Source organism: Streptomyces sp. NPDC031049, from assembly GCF_055571015.1.
Genome location: NZ_JBVIGC010000008.1, coordinates 116,573 through 133,245, shown reverse-complemented (window position 1 = coordinate 133,245; position 16,673 = coordinate 116,573). Strand labels below are relative to the sequence as shown.

Below are 16,673 nucleotides of genomic sequence, written 5' to 3'. Positions count from 1 at the left end.
GCGCTCGCTCAGCTCAGGGTCTTCAGGGCGGCGGGGTCGTAGGGCGCCAGCTCCTCGGTGCGCCCGGCGAGCACCTTCTCGGCCCACCGCGGGTCCTGGAGCAGTGCGCGGCCGACGGCGACGAGGTCGAACTCCTCGCGCTCCAGCCGGTCCAGGAGGTTGTCGAGGCTGCCCAGTTCGGCGCCCTGGCCCTGGAAGGCCTTGATGAAGTCGCCGTTCAGGCCGACCGAGCCGACGGTGATGGCGGGCTTGCCGGTGAGCTTCTTCGTCCAGCCGGCGAGGTTGAGCTCGGAGCCGTCGAACTCCGGGACCCAGTAGCGGCGGGTGGAGGCGTGGAACGCGTCGACCCCGGCCGCGGCGAGCGGGGCCAGGACGGCCTCCAGCTCCTGCGGCGTCTCGGCGAGGCGGGCGTCGTAGGCCTCCTGCTTCCACTGGGAGTACCGGAAGACGACCGGGAAGCCGGCCGACACCCGCTCCCGGACGGCGGTGACGAGGTCCGCCGCGAACCGGGTGCGGGAGACGGGGTCGCCGCCGTAGGCGTCCGTACGGCGGTTGGTGCCCGCCCACAGGAACTGGTCGACGAGGTAGCCGTGGGCGCCGTGGATCTCCACACCGTCGAAGCCGATGCGCTCGGCGTCCGCGGCGGCCTGCGCGAAGGCGGCGACGACGTCGTCGATGTCCCGCCGGGTCATCGCCCGGCCGGTGACGGTGTCCTCACCGATCCGCAGCCCGGAGGGCCCGACGGCGGGCGCCTCGGGGAACGGCGGCTCCCCCTGGCCGCGCACCATCCCGATGTGCCACAGCTGCGGCACGATCGTGCCGCCCGCCGCGTGCACCGCCTCGGCGACCTTCGCCCACCCGGCGAGCTGCTCCTCGCCGTGGAACCGCGGCACCCGGTCGCTCTGCCCGGCGGAGTCGTGCCCGACGTAGGTCCCCTCGGTGACGATCAGTCCGACGCCGGCGGCGGCACGGCGGGCGTAGTAGGAGACCACGTCCTCGCCGGGGATGCCGCCCGGGGAGAACATCCGGGTCATCGGCGCCATGGCGATGCGGTTGGGGACGGTGAGGCCGTTGATGACGGCCGGGCGGCCCAGGATCTGCGCCGCGCGCCGGGCGCCTTCGGCAACGGTGACGGTCACGGGTGGACTCCTCATGAGAACCGGTCGGTATGTGCACGCGCATGCACCATGTCTCCCCGGGCAACCGGCCCGTCCGCCCCGGCATTCCGGCCGACGGCACACCGGTGACCGAGGTCACACTCACCCCGGCCGGGCGTCCCGGGGGCCCCGGCCGGCGTCGGCGGGCGTGGCGGAGAATGGCGCTCATGACCGAACCGGTGTTCATCAAGAGCAAGTGGGGGACGGCGCGGTACGTCTACAACCCGAGGAACCCCGTCGGCATGGCCCTGATCTTCCTCTCGCTCGCCCTCACCGCCGGCATGCTCCTGTGGATGCACGACGAGGGCGAATGGAGCGAGGACGAACTGCGCAGCGCCGTCCACGAGGCGGCCGGCCGGCTGGAGGCCGGCCCGCGGATCGTGGACGAGTGGCGGGGCCTGGACATGCAGATCGACGACGCGATCGAAAAGACCGGCGAGGGCCCCTCCTACGGGGCGCTGGTGAGCCGCGAGGGCACCTCGGACGACTACACGGACGACTACACCGTCACCGGCGGGGGCACGGACGCCGCCTTCTGCCTGCACGTCACCGAGGTGCCGGTGGACGAGACCTGGTCGAACCTCACCGTGGACGTGAGCGACGGCGCGTGCGAGCGCTACTGACCGGCCCCGGACACGCCCGAGGGCGGCACCCCCGGCTGCTGCCGGGAGTGCCGCCCTCGGCACGGAAGGACGGTACCGATCCCCGAGAGGATCAGAAGTCCATGTCACCGCCCGGCATGCCGCCGCCGGCCGGGGCCGCGGCCTTCTCCGGCTTGTCGGCGATGACGGCCTCGGTGGTGAGGAACAGCGCGGCGATGGAGGCGGCGTTCTGCAGCGCGGAACGGGTCACCTTCGCCGGGTCGATGATGCCCTCGGCGATCATGTCGACGTACTCGCCGGTCGCGGCGTTCAGGCCGTGGCCGACCTGGAGGTTGCGGACCTTCTCCACGACGACGCCGCCCTCGAGACCACCGTTGACGGCGATCTGCTTCAGCGGGGCCTCCAGGGCGAGCTTCACGGCGTTGGCGCCGGTCGCCTCGTCACCCTCGAGCTCCAGCTTCTCGAAGACCTGGGAGGCCTGGAGCAGGGCCACGCCACCACCGGCGACGATGCCCTCCTCGACGGCCGCCTTCGCGTTGCGGACGGCGTCCTCGATGCGGTGCTTGCGCTCCTTGAGCTCGACCTCGGTGGCGGCACCGGCCTTGATGACGGCCACGCCGCCGGCCAGCTTCGCCAGGCGCTCCTGGAGCTTCTCGCGGTCGTAGTCCGAGTCGCTGTTCTCGATCTCGGCGCGGATCTGGTTGACGCGGCCGTTGACCTGGTCGGTCGAGCCGGCGCCGTCGACGATGGTGGTCTCGTCCTTGGTGATGACGACCTTGCGGGCGCGGCCCAGGAGGTCCAGGGTCGCGTTCTCCAGCTTGAGGCCGACCTCCTCGGAGATGACCTCGCCGCCCGTGAGGATGGCGATGTCGCCGAGCATGGCCTTGCGGCGGTCGCCGAAGCCCGGGGCCTTGACTGCGACGGACTTGAAGGTGCCGCGGATCTTGTTGACGACCAGGGTCGACAGGGCCTCGCCCTCGACGTCCTCGGCGATGATCAGCAGCGGCTTGCCCGACTGCATGACCTTCTCCAGGAGCGGGAGCAGGTCCTTGACGTTGGAGATCTTGGAGTTGGCGATCAGGATGTACGGGTCGTCGAGGACGGCCTCCATACGCTCCATGTCGGTGGCGAAGTACGCCGAGATGTAGCCCTTGTCGAAGCGCATACCCTCGGTGAGCTCCAGCTCCAGACCGAAGGTCTGGGACTCCTCGACGGTGATGACGCCTTCCTTGCCGACCTTGTCCATGGCCTCGGCGATCAGCTCGCCGATCTGGGTGTCGGCGGCGGAGATGGAGGCCGTGGAGGCGATCTGCTCCTTGGTCTCGACGTCCTTCGCCTGCTCCAGCAGGGCGGCGGAGACGGCCTCGACGGCCTTCTCGATGCCGCGCTTCAGGGCCATCGGGTTGGCGCCGGCCGCGACGTTGCGCAGGCCTTCCTTGACCAGGGCCTGGGCGAGGACGGTCGCCGTGGTCGTACCGTCACCGGCGACGTCGTCCGTCTTCTTGGCGACTTCCTTGACCAGCTCGGCGCCGATCTTCTCGTACGGGTCCTCGAGCTCGATCTCCTTGGCGATGGACACGCCGTCGTTGGTGATCGTGGGCGCGCCCCACTTCTTCTCGAGGACGACGTTGCGGCCCTTGGGGCCGAGCGTCACCTTCACGGCGTCCGCGAGCTGGTTCATGCCGCGCTCGAGGCCGCGCCGCGCCTCCTCGTCGAACGCGATGATCTTGGCCATGTGAAGTGGTCCCTCCAGGACTGGGGGTGATTCCTTCGGACCGCGCCCGCGCCCGCGACGGACGGCTCGCAGGCCTCGTGGTTCCTTGCCCCACCCGGCCCGCGGGCCTCACCGACCCGGTCCTTCGCTGTCACTCTCACCTTCAGAGTGCTAACGCCAATGATTAGCACTCGCCCGGTCCGAGTGCAAGGTGCGCCCGCGAAGCGGGACCGCTCCGGACGCACCGGGGCCCGCCCCGGACATGCCGCAGGGCCCGCACCCTGCCGGGTGCGGGCCCTGCGATGAAGACCGTTCGCTGTGGTCGACCGCGCGTATCAGGCGGTGACGCGAACCATGTCGGCCTGCGGGCCCTTCTGGCCCTGCGAGATCTCGAACTCGACCCGCTGGCCCTCTTCCAGGGTGCGGTAGCCGTCCATCTGGATCGCGCTGTAGTGGACGAAAACATCCGCACCACCGTCGACCGCGATGAAGCCGTACCCCTTCTCCGCGTTGAACCACTTGACGGTGCCCTGAGCCATGCCTAACTCCCCTATTACTGGCCCTTGCACAGATCCACACTTCGCGGATCCGGGTCAGACCTCACCCCCCAACGGTTGGGGGCGTGCGCCGGAACGCGTCGACCGCGGCTGAATGTATCTGTCCAACTGCCGTCTGCAACAGGTCAATCGGACGAGAATTCTGGACGGACCCGGTCCGGAATGTGGCGAGAATTCGCGCGATTCCAGGGCAAGTCGGGCCGGGCAAAGGGAGCAAAAGCCGCGAACGACACCCACAGTTTGGCTGCATCTTGTCGGGCGTACGGCAGGAATTCAGGGTTCCCGATCCGCGGATCAGGAGCGCGTTCCCCAACTGTACCGCGCTCAATCACGCGGAATTGCCCCCTCCGGATCTCTCACGGAGGGGGCAATAGGGGAAACCCTATGTCACCAACATTACCGTCGGTAACGGCTCTTTCGGGTCAGCCGCCGGCGACCGCCGGGATGATGGACACGCCGGCCCCGTCCGGGGTCGCGGTCTCGAGGCCCTGCTCGAAGCGGACGTCGTCGTCGTTGACGTAGACGTTGACGAACCGGCGCAGCTTGCCCTGGTCGTCCAGGACGCGCGCGGCGATGCCGGTGTGGTTCTTCTCCAGATCGGAGATGACCTCGGCGAGGGTGGCCCCCTCGGCGCTCACCTCTGCCTGGCCGCCGGTGTAGGTGCGCAGGATGGTCGGGATGCGAACGGTCACGCTCATGCGAGGCCAGCCTCTCGGAAGGAGTCCAGGTTCGGGCGGATGGTGGCGGTGAGGCCGGTGCCGGCCACCGCGTCCAGCGTCTTGAGTCCGTCGCCGGTGTTGAGGACGACGGTCGTCTTGGCCGGGTCGAGCACGCCGCTCTCGACGAGCTTCCTCGTCACGCCGACCGTCACCCCGCCGGCCGTCTCGGCGAAGATGCCCTCGGTGCGGGCCAGCAGCTTGATCGCGTCCACGACCTGCTCGTCCGTCACGTCCTCCACCGCACCGCCGGTGCGCCGGGCGATGTCCAGGACGTAGGGCCCGTCGGCCGGGTTGCCGATGGCCAGCGACTTGGCGATGGTGTCCGGCTTCTGCGGGCGCACGACGTCGTGCCCGGCCTTGAAGGCGGTGGACACCGGCGAGCAGCCCTCGGCCTGGGCACCGAAGATCTTGTACGGCCTGTCCTCGACCAGACCCAGCTTGATCAGCTCCTGAAGGCCCTTGTCGATCTTCGTGAGCTGGGAGCCGGAGGCGATGGGGACAACGATCTGGTCCGGCAGCCGCCACCCGAGCTGCTCGCAGATCTCGTACGCCAGGGTCTTGGAGCCCTCCGCGTAGTAGGGCCGCAGGTTGACGTTGACGAAGCCCCAGCCCTCGCCGGCGGGGTCGCCGATCAGCTCGGAGCAGAAGCGGTTCACGTCGTCGTAGTTGCCCTCGATGCCGACGAGCTCACCGCCGTAGACGGCGGCCATGACGACCTTGCCCTGCTCCAGGTCGTGCGGGATGAACACGCAGGAGCGGAAGCCGGCGCGGGCGGCGGCGGCGCCGACGGCGCCGGCCAGGTTGCCGGTGGAGGAGCAGGACAGGGTGGTGAAGCCGAAGACGCGGGCGGCCTCCAGGGCCTGCGCGACGACGCGGTCCTTGAAGGAGTGGGTGGGGTTGCCGGAGTCGTCCTTGACGTACAGCCCGCCGGTGACGCCCAGCTCGCGGGCGAGGTTGTCGGCCTTGACCAGCTTGGTCCAGCCCGGGTTCAGGTTGGGCCTGCCGGCCACGTCGGCCGGGACGGGGAGCAGCGGCGCGTAGCGCCAGATGTTCGCGGGGCCCGCTTCGATGCGCTTGCAGAGTTCTTCGGCGTCGTAGGCCGAGAAGTCGTAGGCGATCTCCAGCGGGCCGAAACACTCCTCGCAGGCGAAGAACGGGCCGAGCGGTACGCGGTGGCCGCATTCGCGGCAGGAGAGCGCCGTGGCCGGACCGAGGTCGACGGAACCCGTGGAGGTGGCGGAGTCGGTGCTGCTTGCGACAGTCTGCACAGCCATGTGAGGCGAGGCCCTTTCTCCTCATCTTCCTCACGACGCATCTCGCCGTGAGACGGATTTGGCACCTTCCCTAGCCGGGAGCCTCGCACCTTCACGAGAACCGACTGGAGGGTTGCCGGGGCTTCATCGGGCCGTATCCCTCTGCCCCTCTGGATGAGCTGTATGAAGTTGTGGGACGCGGCGACCCCGACATGCGACGGTCATCCGCGTTGTTCAAGACTGTAACCGAAGGCCACGACCGTTGAGACAGTCGTCCGAACCGCGAGATGGATCACAGAGATCGCTGAGATCGCTGGGACCGCAGGCGAGAGCACAGGGAGGAGCCGCGGACCGTGCTGGAGGAAGTCGAGCGCTGGCTGATCGCGCGCTCCTGGTCCGCGGCCGACCGGCCGCTGCACCAGATCATGGCGGCGAAGCGGGCCGGCGGCCAGTCGGTCAGCGTGGTGCTCCCCGCGCTCAACGAGGAGGAGACCGTCGGCGACATCGTCGCGGTGGTCCGGCACGACCTCGTGGAGCAGGTGCCGCTGGTCGACGAGATCGTGGTCGTGGACTCCGGTTCGACGGACCGCACGGCTCAGGTGGCCGCCGCGGCGGGCGCCCGGGTCGTGCACCGCGACACGATCCTGCCCCGCGTCCCGGCCGTGCCCGGCAAGGGCGAGGTGCTGTGGCGCTCGCTGCTGGTCACCGGCGGCGACATCGTCTGCTTCGTCGACGCCGACCTGCGCGACTTCTCCTCCGACTTCGTCTCCGGGATCGTCGGTCCGCTGCTCACCGATCCGGACGTGGCCCTGGTGAAGGCCATGTACGACCGCCCGCTCGGCGGCGCGCCCGGTGAGGGCGGCCGGGTCACCGAGCTGATGGCCCGCCCGCTGCTGAACATGCACTGGCCGCAGCTGGCGGGGTTCGTGCAGCCGCTCGGCGGCGAGTACGCGGCCCGCCGCTCGCTGCTGGAGCAGCTGCCGTTCCCCGTCGGCTACGGCGTGGAGCTGGGCATGCTGGTCGACGCCCTGCACCTGGTCGGCCTGGACGCCCTCGCCCAGGTGGACGTCGGCGTCCGCAAGCACCGCCACCAGGACGGCCAGGCGCTCGGCCGGATGGCCGCCGCGATCTACCGCACCGCCCAGCTCCGGCTGGCCCGGGGCCACCTGGTCCGCCCGTCCCTCACCCAGTTCGAACGCGCGGAGGACGGTTTCGAGCCGCGCACGTACTCCGTGGACACCGAGGAGCGCCCGCCGATGGCGGAGGTCCCGGAGTACGCGTCGCGGAGGGTGGCCTGAGCGCCGCGGCGGCCGGCGTGCGGCCGGGTCAGCCGGGGACGCCGTCCGACCAGCGCCAGCGCCCGGCGTCGTCCTGGCGGCAGGTCAGGTACTCGCCGCCGCGGCCGTGGGTGCTCAGGCCGCGGTGCCTGGCGGCGCAGAACTGGCCGTCGGCGTAGCAGTTGCCGGCCGGGCTGGTCAGTTCACAGGCGCCGGTGCCGCCCCCGGTCGAGCCGCCGGTGGAACCGCCCGTGGACCCGCCGGTCGAACCGCTCCCGGAGCCGGTCGTGCGGGCCGGCTCCGGTTCCGGGGTGTGGAGCGGGTCGCCGGAGCAGTCGTGGCCGTTGCGCGGGACGGTGAACGCCACGTCGTGGGAACCGCCCGGGTCGTCGCTCTGCGCGCAGACCTCCTCGCCGGCGGACCAGGACGAGGCCCGCTGTCCGCCGGTGCCCTGGAGCCGGACGGCGTAGTCCAGCCCGGCCCGCTCGGCGGCGGCGACGGCCTTGCCGATGGTGGACCCGGTGTGGTCGTCCAGGGTGACGGCGGTGGGTGTGGGGGGCGGGGTGGGCGTCGGGGTGGGGGACGGCGTCGGGGAGGCGCTCTCACCGGCGGTGGCCTCGGCGGCGGCCGTCGCGGGCCGCTCGTCCGTCGCCGTCGCGGGGCCGCCGCCGTCGCCGCAGCCGGCCAGGACCAGCGCCGAGGCGGCGATCAGCGCGGCGGTGCCGGTGATCCGGCGGACCCGCCCCGCCCGGGGGCCTCCGCGGTCGCGGCCGGTGCGTATAGGCATGACATCGGGCATGAACCCACCCCCCAGGAAGGTGAAACGTGCACCAGAAAGGCGCAACGTGCACCGCGCATCCTCATTCCGTTCACACCTCCCCCACAAGTCATCTGACCGAATTGGCGCCGGGTTCGGCCCGGGGGAACGTTTGAGCGTTTCGGGGCCGGGCTAGGTTGAGGCTTATGGCTTCGACGTTCGGTGCTGCTCAGGTACTGGTGGCCTCCAACCGGGGGCCGGTCTCGTACGAGGTGCGGGAGGACGGCTCGCTGCGGGCCAAACGCGGGGGCGGGGGCCTGGTCTCCGGCCTCTCGGCGATCGGCCCGGAGGCCGGGGCCCTGTGGGTGTGCTCGGCGCTCGGCGACGGCGACCGGGAGGCCGTGCGGCGCGGGGCCGGCGAGGACGGCGTACGGATGCTGGACATCCCGGCCGACGTGCACGCCGACGCGTACAACGGGATCGCCAACTCCGTGCTGTGGTTCGTGCACCACATGCTGTACCAGACGCCGCTGGAGCCGGTCTTCGACGCGGAGTTCCGCCGGCAGTGGGCCTCGTACGAGGCGTACAACCGCGCCTTCGCCGAGGCGCTGGCGGAGGAGGCCGCCGAGGGCGCGGCCGTGATGGTGCAGGACTACCACCTGACGCTGGTGCCGGGCATGCTCCGCGAACTCCGCCCGGACCTGCGCATCGGCCATTTCTCGCACACGCCGTGGGCGCCGGTGGAGTACTTCCGGATGCTGCCCGACGACATCGCCGAGCGGGTGCTGCGCGGCATGCTGGGCGCGGACCGGCTCGGGTTCCTGACGCGGCGCTGGGCGGAGGCGTTCACCGGGTGCTGCGAGGCGCTGGCCGGGGGGCTCGGCGACACGCGGATCGGTGTGCACGGCCTGGGCGCGGACGCGGACTTCCTGCGGCAGCGGTCGCACGAGCCGGACGTGGACGAGCGGATGGCCGCGCTCCGGGAGGAGATCGGCACCGGCCCGGACGGCAGCGCCCGCCGGACGATCGTCCGGGTGGACCGGACGGAGCTGTCCAAGAACATCGTGCGGGGCCTGCTGGCGTACCGGCAGCTGCTCGTGGACCACCCCGAGTGGCGCGAGCGGGTCGCGCACGTCGCCTTCGCCTACCCCTCGCGGCAGGACCTCGCGGTGTACCGGGACTACACGGCCGAGGTGCAGCGGGTGGCCGAGCAGATCAACGCGGAGTTCGGCACGGCGGGCTGGACCCCGGTGGTGCTGCACGTCAAGGACGACTTCGCCCGCTCCCTGGCGGCGTACCGGCTCGCGGACGTGGCCCTGGTGAACCCGGTGCGGGACGGCATGAACCTGGTCGCCAAGGAGGTGCCGGTCGTCTCCGACGAGGGGTGCGTCCTGGTCCTGTCGCGCGAGGCGGGGGCCCACGAGGAGCTGGGCGAGGACGCGGTCACCGTCAACCCGTACGACGTGGTGCAGACGGCGCGGGCCCTGCACGAGGCGCTGTCCGTCCCGGCGGCGGAGCGCGCGGAACGGACCAAGCGCCTGACGGCGGCGGCGACCGCCCTCCCCCCGGCCCGCTGGTTCCTGGACCAGCTGGAGGCCCTGCGCGCCTGACGCGCCCCGGAAGGGGCGCGGGGAACCGCCCTCGGGGCGCGCTCCTACGCGATCGCCTCCGCCAGCCCCCGCAACAGCCCCACCACCCCCGCCGGCCCGTCCACCACGACGTCCGCGCGGTCCCGCAGTTCCGTGACCTCGTCGCTGCCGCTGCACACCAGCACGCCGGGGATGCCGTCGGCGCGGAGTTCCTCGACGGCGGCGTAGGCCGGGAGGTCGCCTAGGTCGTCGCCCGCGTAGAGGACCGACCCGGCGCCGACGGCCCGGACGTGCTCCCGCAGGGCGACGCCCTTGTCCATGCCCGGCGGGCGGAGTTCCAGGACCATCCGGCCGGGCTCGACGATCAGGCCGTGCAGGCCGGCCAGGTCGGTGAGCGGGGCGCGCAGAGCCTCGAAGGCGGCCTGCGGATCGTCGGCGCGCCGGGTGTGGACGGCGACCGAGCGGCCCTTCTCCTCGACCCGGGTGCCCCGGCCCGTCGCCCCGGCCCGCTCCAGCAGTCCGGGCAGTTCGGCGCGGACGGCGGCGACACCGGGGTGGGGCTCGGGCGCGGTGACGGCACCCGTGGCCGCGTCCCAGCGCTCGGCGCCGTAGTGCCCGAGGACGACGAGGTGTTCCAGGCCGGCCACGCCCGCGAAGCCGCCGTGGCGGACGGCGACGTCGGCGGGACGGCCGGTGATCACCGCGACGGAGGCGATCTTCGGGGCGAGCGCGACCAGCACCGGGACGGCGTCCGGGTGGGCGCGGGCCTGTTCGGGGTCGGCGACGATCGGGGCGAGCGTGCCGTCGAAGTCGAGCGCGACGACCGCGCGGCCGGGGTGCGTGAGGACGGCGTCCATACCGTCCTGCCCGGCCTGCGTGGCCGGTTCCGGGAGGGGGGTGCTGAACGCGGCTGAGGAGTCCTGGTGGCTGCTCATGACGCGAACCTATCCCGCGCCGGCGACGGTCACGCCTCGCCCGGCCACCCGGCCGCCCTGCCGCCTCCCTGCCGAGCAGCTCCCTGACGGGCGGCAGCCCCTGACGTGCAGCCCAGCCGGTCAGCGCCCGCCGGTCAGCGTTCCGCCCGGCGCCGCTCCCGGACGCGTCTGAGGCGGTTGACCGTCACCGGGTCCGCCGCCGGCGCCCTCGGGTCGTCCAGGAGGGCGTTGAGCAGCTGGTAGTAGCGGACCGGGGCGAGGCCCAGCTCCTCGCGTATCGCACGTTCCTTCGCGCCGGGGCCGGGGAAGCCTCGGCGCTCCAGCGCGAGGATGTCCCGCTCCCGCTGTCCCAGCTCCTGCCGTTCGTCCATGTCCAAGAACGTAACGCCCGGCACTGACAACAGCCCCTGCCCCGGCCTCGCCCGGCTCGCCCGGCCCTGCTCCGCTACTCCGCGCTCTCCGTGCGGACCGCCGTCGACTGGAGCAGCCCGAGCACCGACTTCGGGTCGCCGTCGGGGCCGACCGCCTTGCCGATCCGCTTCTTGATGTCGGCGCTGACCGCCGCCCAGGAGGTCTTGCCGACCGGGTACAGCTCCGAGAGCACCAGCTCCTTCAGGAACGGCCCGAGGTCCTCGTCCTCCTTCGCCGTGCTCATCGTCTCCGAGGCGGAGGTGGTGACCGGCAGCAGGTCGTAGCGGCGGGAGAAGTCCAGGACGTTCTGCTCGTCGTAGACGAAGTCGAGGAAGTCCCCGATCTCCTCCTTGTGGCCGTTCTCCTTGAAGGCCGTCATCCAGTCGGCGACGCCCAGCGTGCGCCGGCTCGGGCCGTCGATGCCGGGCGTGGGCACCATGCCGAACTTCACGCCCTTGTCGGCGGCCATCTTCATCAGCGTGGGGTGCCCGTTGAGCATGCCGACGTCACCGGCGGCGAACGCGGCGAACGCGTCCGCGCGGTTGAGCTCGCCCGGCGCCACGGGACCGGTGAGGTCCTTGCCGACCAGCTCCTCCTTGAGCCAGGTGAAGGTGCCGACGTTGCGGACGGAGTCGATGCTGTAGGTGCCGACGGTGTCGGTGTAGCCGCCCCCGCCGCTGAGCAGCCACTGAAGGGTCTCGGCCGGTGCCTCCTCCGGGCCCAGCGGCAGCGCGTAGGGGTACTTCACGCCCTCCGCCTTGAGCGCCTCGGCGGCCTCGGCGAGGTCCTCCCAGCTCTCGGGCGGGGTGACGCCGGCCTTGTCGAAGAGGGTCTTGTTGTAGAACAGCACGCGCGTGGAGGCCGCGAACGGCATCCCGTACTGCACGCCGTTGACCTGCCCCGCGGTGGCGAGCTGGGAGACGAAGTCGGCCTGCGTCTGGATGGAGAGCAGGTCGTCGGCCCGGTAGAGCAGGTCGTCGGCCGCGTAGTCGGAGTAGGCGCCGATCTGGGCCATGTCGGGCGCCTCGCCCGCCCGGACCATCTCACGGACCTTGCGGTCGACGTCGTTCCACGAGTACACGGTGACGTCGACGCGCACGCCGGGGTGCTCGGCCTCGTAGGCCTCGACCAGTTCGTCCCAGTACTTCTGCGAGCTGTTGGCCTTGCTGTCGCCGTAGTCGGCGGCGACCAGCTTCAGGGTCACCTCGTCCGCGTCTCCGGTGATCCCGCAGCCACCGAGGACCGCCGTCATGCCCAGTGCGGACACCACCGCGATCGTTCCTGTCCTACGCCGCTGCACTGATCCCTGCCCCAACCATGCCGACCGATCGTCCGTTTACCGGATTAAGGTCTACACCACGCGAGTGGACTAGACCTCTCGCGGGTGTACGGGCCACACTGTCCCCGTGAGACACGTCATCGCCCTCGATGTGGGCGGCACCGGGATGAAGGCCGCCCTGGTCGGGGCGGACGGCGAGCTGCTGCACCAGGCCCGCCGGGCCACCGGCCGCGACCGCGGCCCCGAGGCGGTCGTCGCGGGCATCCTGGACTTCGCCGCCGACCTGCGCGCGCACGGCGCCGACCGGTTCGGCGAGCCCGCCGTCGCCGCCGGTGTCGCGGTGCCCGGCATCGTCGACGAGGAGCACGGCACCGCCGTCTACGCCGCCAACCTCGGCTGGCGCGACGTACCCCTGCGGGCGCTGCTGGCCGAGCGGCTCGGCGGGGTGCCGGTCGCCCTCGGCCACGACGTGCGCACCGGCGGCCTGGCCGAGGGCCGGATCGGGGCGGGCCGCGGCACCGACCGGTTCCTGTTCGTCCCGCTGGGCACCGGCATCGCGGGCGCCATCGGCATCGACGGCCGCGTGGAGGCGGGCGCCCACGGCTTCGCGGGCGAGATCGGCCACATCGTCGTACGGCCCGGTGGCGCGCCGTGCCCGTGCGGGCAGCGCGGCTGTCTGGAGCGGTTCGCGTCCGCGGCGGCGGTCAGCCAGGCCTGGGCCGAGGCCTGCGGGGACCCCGACGCGGACGCCGCCGACTGCGCCGAGGCCGTCGGGTCCGGGGACGCACGGGCCACGCGGGTGTGGCAGGAGGCGGTGGACGCGCTCGCCGACGGGCTGGTCACCGCGCTCACCCTGCTGGACCCGCGCACCCTGATCATCGGTGGCGGGCTGGCCGAGGCGGGGGAAACCTTGTTCACACCGCTGCGGGACGCCGTGGGACGGCGGGTCACGTTCCAGAAACTGCCGGACATCGTCCCCGCGGCCCTCGGCGACACCGCCGGCTGCCTCGGTGCCGGCCTGCTGGCCTGGGACCTGCTCCACGCGGGCCGCGGGCCCGCGCCCGCCACGCCCGCCGCACGCACCGCGACCACCACCGCCGCGACCACCGCGACCACCACCGCCGCGACGACTGCGACTTCCCCGGAGGTAACCGCCTGATGGCCCCCAGCAAGGTTCTCGCCGGAGCCCGGGTGGTCCTGCCCACCGGGACCGTGGACGACGGCCGTGTGATCGTCGACGGCACCCGGATCACGGACACGGCGCCCCCGGGCACGGAGACCGTCGATCTGACCGGCCACTGGGTGGTCCCCGGGTTCGTCGACCTCCACAACCACGGCGGCGGCGGCGCCTCCTTCACCGGCGGCACCGCCGAGGACGTCCTCAAGGGCGTCGAGACCCACCGCCGGCACGGCACCACCACGGTGGTCGCCTCCACCGTCACCGGCGACCTGGACCTCCTCGCCCGGCAGGCCGGGATGCTCGCCGAACTGGCCGAACAGGGCGACATCGCCGGTATCCACTTCGAGGGGCCGTTCATCTCCCCCTGCCGCAAGGGCGCGCACGACGAGGGGCTGCTGCGCGACCCGGACCCGGCCGAGGTCCGCAAGCTGATCGACGCCACGCACGGCCACGCGAAGATGATGACGCTGGCCACCGAGCTGCCGGGCGGCCTGGACTCCGTGCGGCTGCTCGCCGAGCACGGCGTGATCGCCGCGGTCGGGCACACCGACGCCACCTACGAGCAGACCGTCGAGGCCATCGACGCCGGCGCCACGGTCGCCACCCACCTGTTCAACGCGATGCCGCCGGTCGGCCACCGCGCCCCCGGCCCGATCACCGCGCTGCTGGAGGACGAGCGGGTCACCGTCGAGCTGATCAACGACGGCGTCCATCTGCACCCGGCCGCGCTCCAGCTGGCCTTCCACCACGCGGGCGCCTCGCGGGTCGCCTTCATCACCGACGCGATGGACGCGGCCGGCTTCGGCGACGGCCGCTACATGCTGGGCACGCTGGAGGTCGAGGTCGCGGGCGGTGTGGCCCGGCTGGTCGAGGGCGGCTCCATCGCCGGTTCGACGCTCACCCTCGACCGCGCCCTGAAGCGGGCGGTGACGGTGGACGGAATCCCGGTCGAGGACGCGGTGGCGGCGCTGTCCGCCAACCCGGCCCGGCTGCTCGGGCTCGCCGACCGGATCGGCTCCCTGGAGCCCGGCAAGGACGCCGACCTGGTGGTCCTGGACGCCGGTTTCGACGTGGTGGGCGTGATGCGCCGGGGCGCCTGGGTGGTCGATCCCCGACGGGGCTGATCCGTGCCCGCGAGCCGGCCGCACGGTGGCCGACACGGGGCTGGGCCGACAGCCGTCCGTTTGGCATGATCGTGTCCTTGGGGCCCGTGCCTGACACGTGCCCTCGGCAACAGGCACTCGCAGGCAATCGGGGGAGGTCGGCCCACGTGATCCTCACGGTCACGCTGAACACCGCTCTCGACATCACCTATCGCGTCCGAGGGCTGCGCCCGCACGCCTCCAACCGGGTCGCCGAGGCCGTCGAGCGCCCCGGCGGCAAGGGCCTGAACGTGGCCCGGGTACTGGCGGCCCTCGGCCACGAGGTGACGGTCACCGGATTCGCGGGCGGCGCCACGGGGCGGTCCGTGCAGGAGCTGCTCACGGACGTACGCGGCGTGGTGGACGCGCTGCTGCCGGTGGCGGGCACGACCCGGCGCACCATCGCCGTGGTCGACGAGCTGACCGGCGACACCACCCAGCTCAACGAGCCGGGCCCGGCCATCGCCCCCGCCGAGTGGAGCGCCTTCCAGGAGGCGTACGGGGATCTGCTCGCCGGCGCCGACGCGGTCGCCCTGTGCGGCAGCCTGCCGCCGGGCGTGCCGGTGGGCGCCTACGCCGGGCTGGTCCGCACGGCTCGGGCGGCCGGCGTTCCCGTACTGCTGGACACCAGCGGTGAGCCGCTGCGCCGGGCGGTCGCCGCCCGCCCTGATCTGATCAAGCCGAACGCCGAGGAGCTGGCCGAGCTGACCGGCGCCCACGAGCCGCTGCGGGCCACGCAGGACGCCCGGCGCCGGGGCGCCCGCTCGGTGGTCGCCTCGCTCGGCGCCGACGGCCTGCTCGCGCTGACCCCGGAGGGCCACTGGCGGGCCGCGCCACCCGACCGCGTCCACGGCAACCCGACGGGCGCCGGCGACTCGGCGGTCGCGGGCCTGCTGTCGGGCCTGGTGGAGCGCCTCCCCTGGCCGGAGCGCCTGACCCGCGCGGTCGCCCTGTCGGCGGCGACGGTACTGGCGCCGACGGCGGGCGAGTTCGACCGGGGGGCGTACGAGGACCTGCTCGGCCGGGTGTCGGTGACGACGGAGGCGACGGCGGCCTGATCCGGACGGCGGGCCCTAGCGCTTGACCTGGCCCTTCTTCAGCCAGAACTGGTCCAGCAGGACGTTGCACTTGTCGCCGTCCTGGCAGGACAGCGTGATCGTGTTGGTGCCCTTGTTGAGGGTGGGCCACACGTAGGTCTCGGTCCAGCCCTTGGCGAAGTCGCCGTCCTTGGCATGGGCGAAGTTGCCCAGGTTGATCTTGCTGCCGAAGGTCTTGCCGTTGACGGTCACCGTCATCGACTGGTCCTCGCCGGCCGCGCTGTAGCCGGTGAAGAGGGTGTAGACGCCGTCTTCGGGGATGCCGTCGACGGTCCAGGTGACCGACGAGCCGGGCTGGTTGAGCCCGGTGACGTACACCCCGCCGTCCGCCTTCGCCCCCTCGATGTCCGAGGCCACGGTCGCGCCGCCGGACAGGCGCAGCGCCTTCGCCTCTATCCGGGGCAGCTCCACCTGCTCCTCGGCGCTGTTGCTCGCCGACGGGCTCGGCTTGCTGCTCTGGGACTGGGTCGGGGCCGGGGCGGCCTGGTCGCCGTTCTTGTCGCCCTCGGAATCGCCGCCGGCCATCGCCACGCCGATGCCGACGACGACCGCGGCGACCACCGCGATCGCGCCGATCAGCAGGCCCTTGGTGTTGGGTCCGCGGCGACCGCCGCCCCCGCCGCCGTGCCCCGACTGGTGCTGGACGGTGGTGGCGGAGCCCCCGCCGCCGGGGAACGTCTCCGGCGCGGCGTAGTGCGGGTGGGGACGACCGTAGGCGCCCTGCTGCGGCGGGGCGGCCTGCGGGGCGGCCGGGGCCTGCTGGCCGTACTGCCGCGAGCCGACCGTCCGCACCCGGTTGACCGAGTTGGGGTAGCCGTAGCCACCGGACGGCGGCTGGGCCCCGTTGGCCTGACCGTCGGCGTACAGGTAGCCGAACGGGTCGTCGTCCTCGGGCGTGCTCGCGCCGTTGTTGCCGGGCGTCATCCCTAGGTCTCCTAACCAGGTGCGGTGCATGTGCGATACGAGTCGTGAGAGGGCGAGCCTACCTGCTTCCGGTGACCCGA

The 16,673-nt window shown here is 72.4% G+C and carries 16 protein-coding genes and 1 riboswitch; of the genes, 6 read left to right on the top strand and 10 right to left on the bottom strand.

Features of this window, described 5'->3' with window-relative positions; all coding sequences use genetic code 11:
* Positions 1-8: 8 nt before the first annotated feature.
* Complete coding sequence (locus ACZ45Q_RS15990; protein ID WP_468260744.1) at positions 9-1,139, bottom strand: NADH:flavin oxidoreductase; 1,131 nt, start codon at positions 1,137-1,139, stop codon at positions 9-11.
* 185 nt (positions 1,140-1,324) lie between these two features.
* On the opposite strand from ACZ45Q_RS15990, the gene ACZ45Q_RS15985 reads away from it, so the two are divergent.
* Positions 1,325-1,780: a hypothetical protein gene (locus tag ACZ45Q_RS15985; RefSeq protein ID WP_468260741.1), complete on the top strand. Its 456-nt coding sequence runs from the start codon at positions 1,325-1,327 to the stop codon at positions 1,778-1,780.
* 91 nt (positions 1,781-1,871) lie between these two features.
* On the opposite strand, the gene groL is transcribed toward ACZ45Q_RS15985, so the two are convergent.
* The 4 genes from groL to thrC form a co-directional block, all read right to left on the bottom strand.
* Positions 1,872-3,494 (bottom strand): chaperonin GroEL, encoded by a 1,623-nt coding sequence (gene groL / locus ACZ45Q_RS15980; RefSeq protein WP_190204781.1) that lies wholly within the window; start codon positions 3,492-3,494, stop codon positions 1,872-1,874.
* Positions 3,495-3,808: 314 nt separating this feature from the next.
* Positions 3,809-4,012, bottom strand: coding sequence for a cold-shock protein (locus tag ACZ45Q_RS15975; RefSeq protein WP_004986573.1), 204 nt, complete (start codon positions 4,010-4,012; stop codon positions 3,809-3,811).
* Between the two features lie 440 nt (positions 4,013-4,452).
* Positions 4,453-4,728 (bottom strand): MoaD/ThiS family protein, encoded by a 276-nt coding sequence (locus tag ACZ45Q_RS15970; RefSeq protein ID WP_030164968.1) that lies wholly within the window; start codon positions 4,726-4,728, stop codon positions 4,453-4,455.
* Positions 4,725-6,023 (bottom strand): threonine synthase, encoded by a 1,299-nt coding sequence (gene thrC, locus ACZ45Q_RS15965; RefSeq protein WP_468260736.1) that lies wholly within the window; start codon positions 6,021-6,023, stop codon positions 4,725-4,727. The genes ACZ45Q_RS15970 and thrC overlap by 4 nt, the downstream gene beginning before the upstream one ends.
* An 18-nt stretch (positions 6,024-6,041) precedes the next feature.
* A riboswitch (SAM riboswitch) is annotated at positions 6,042-6,183 on the bottom strand.
* A 172-nt stretch (positions 6,184-6,355) separates the two neighbouring features.
* Here thrC and ACZ45Q_RS15960 point away from each other — a divergent pair.
* Positions 6,356-7,300, top strand: a complete 945-nt coding sequence (locus tag ACZ45Q_RS15960; protein ID WP_468260733.1) for a glucosyl-3-phosphoglycerate synthase — start codon at positions 6,356-6,358, stop codon at positions 7,298-7,300.
* Positions 7,301-7,328: 28 nt separating this feature from the next.
* Here the strand turns inward: ACZ45Q_RS15960 and ACZ45Q_RS15955 are convergent, their stop codons facing one another.
* Complete coding sequence (locus ACZ45Q_RS15955) at positions 7,329-8,066, bottom strand: hypothetical protein (RefSeq protein WP_468260730.1); 738 nt, start codon at positions 8,064-8,066, stop codon at positions 7,329-7,331.
* A 176-nt stretch (positions 8,067-8,242) separates the two neighbouring features.
* Here ACZ45Q_RS15955 and ACZ45Q_RS15950 point away from each other — a divergent pair, with 176 nt between their 5' ends.
* On the top strand, positions 8,243-9,646 hold the full coding sequence (locus ACZ45Q_RS15950) for an alpha,alpha-trehalose-phosphate synthase (UDP-forming) (RefSeq protein ID WP_468260727.1): 1,404 nt from the start codon (positions 8,243-8,245) through the stop codon (positions 9,644-9,646).
* Between the two features lie 44 nt (positions 9,647-9,690).
* Here ACZ45Q_RS15950 and otsB read toward each other — a convergent pair whose 3' ends face one another.
* The 3 genes from otsB to ACZ45Q_RS15935 all read right to left on the bottom strand — a co-directional run bounded on the left by otsB (position 9,691) and on the right by ACZ45Q_RS15935 (position 12,271).
* The gene (otsB, locus tag ACZ45Q_RS15945; RefSeq protein ID WP_468260724.1) at positions 9,691-10,560 is read right to left on the bottom strand and encodes a trehalose-phosphatase; all 870 of its coding nucleotides are present in this window, start codon (positions 10,558-10,560) and stop codon (positions 9,691-9,693) included.
* Positions 10,561-10,694: 134 nt separating this feature from the next.
* Positions 10,695-10,931 carry a DUF3263 domain-containing protein gene (locus ACZ45Q_RS15940; protein WP_468260720.1) on the bottom strand — a complete coding sequence of 79 codons (237 nt, stop codon included), beginning with the start codon at positions 10,929-10,931 and terminating at the stop codon, positions 10,695-10,697.
* Positions 10,932-11,005: 74 nt separating this feature from the next.
* Entirely contained in the window at positions 11,006-12,271 is a 1,266-nt protein-coding gene (locus ACZ45Q_RS15935) for an ABC transporter substrate-binding protein (protein ID WP_468260717.1), read from the bottom strand.
* 145 nt (positions 12,272-12,416) lie between these two features.
* On the opposite strand from ACZ45Q_RS15935, the gene ACZ45Q_RS15930 reads away from it, so the two are divergent.
* The 3 genes from ACZ45Q_RS15930 to ACZ45Q_RS15920 all read left to right on the top strand — a co-directional run bounded on the left by ACZ45Q_RS15930 (position 12,417) and on the right by ACZ45Q_RS15920 (position 15,630).
* Complete coding sequence (locus tag ACZ45Q_RS15930) at positions 12,417-13,409, top strand: ROK family protein (protein WP_468261154.1); 993 nt, start codon at positions 12,417-12,419, stop codon at positions 13,407-13,409.
* Positions 13,409-14,554 (top strand): N-acetylglucosamine-6-phosphate deacetylase, encoded by a 1,146-nt coding sequence (nagA, locus tag ACZ45Q_RS15925; protein WP_468260715.1) that lies wholly within the window; start codon positions 13,409-13,411, stop codon positions 14,552-14,554. Before ACZ45Q_RS15930 ends, nagA begins: the two co-directional genes overlap by 1 nt.
* A gap of 146 nt (positions 14,555-14,700) precedes the next feature.
* Positions 14,701-15,630: a 1-phosphofructokinase family hexose kinase gene (locus ACZ45Q_RS15920; protein WP_468260712.1), complete on the top strand. Its 930-nt coding sequence runs from the start codon at positions 14,701-14,703 to the stop codon at positions 15,628-15,630.
* Between the two features lie 15 nt (positions 15,631-15,645).
* Here ACZ45Q_RS15920 and ACZ45Q_RS15915 read toward each other — a convergent pair whose 3' ends face one another.
* Positions 15,646-16,593: a carbohydrate-binding protein gene (locus tag ACZ45Q_RS15915; protein ID WP_468260709.1), complete on the bottom strand. Its 948-nt coding sequence runs from the start codon at positions 16,591-16,593 to the stop codon at positions 15,646-15,648.
* Positions 16,594-16,673: the final 80 nt, after the last annotated feature.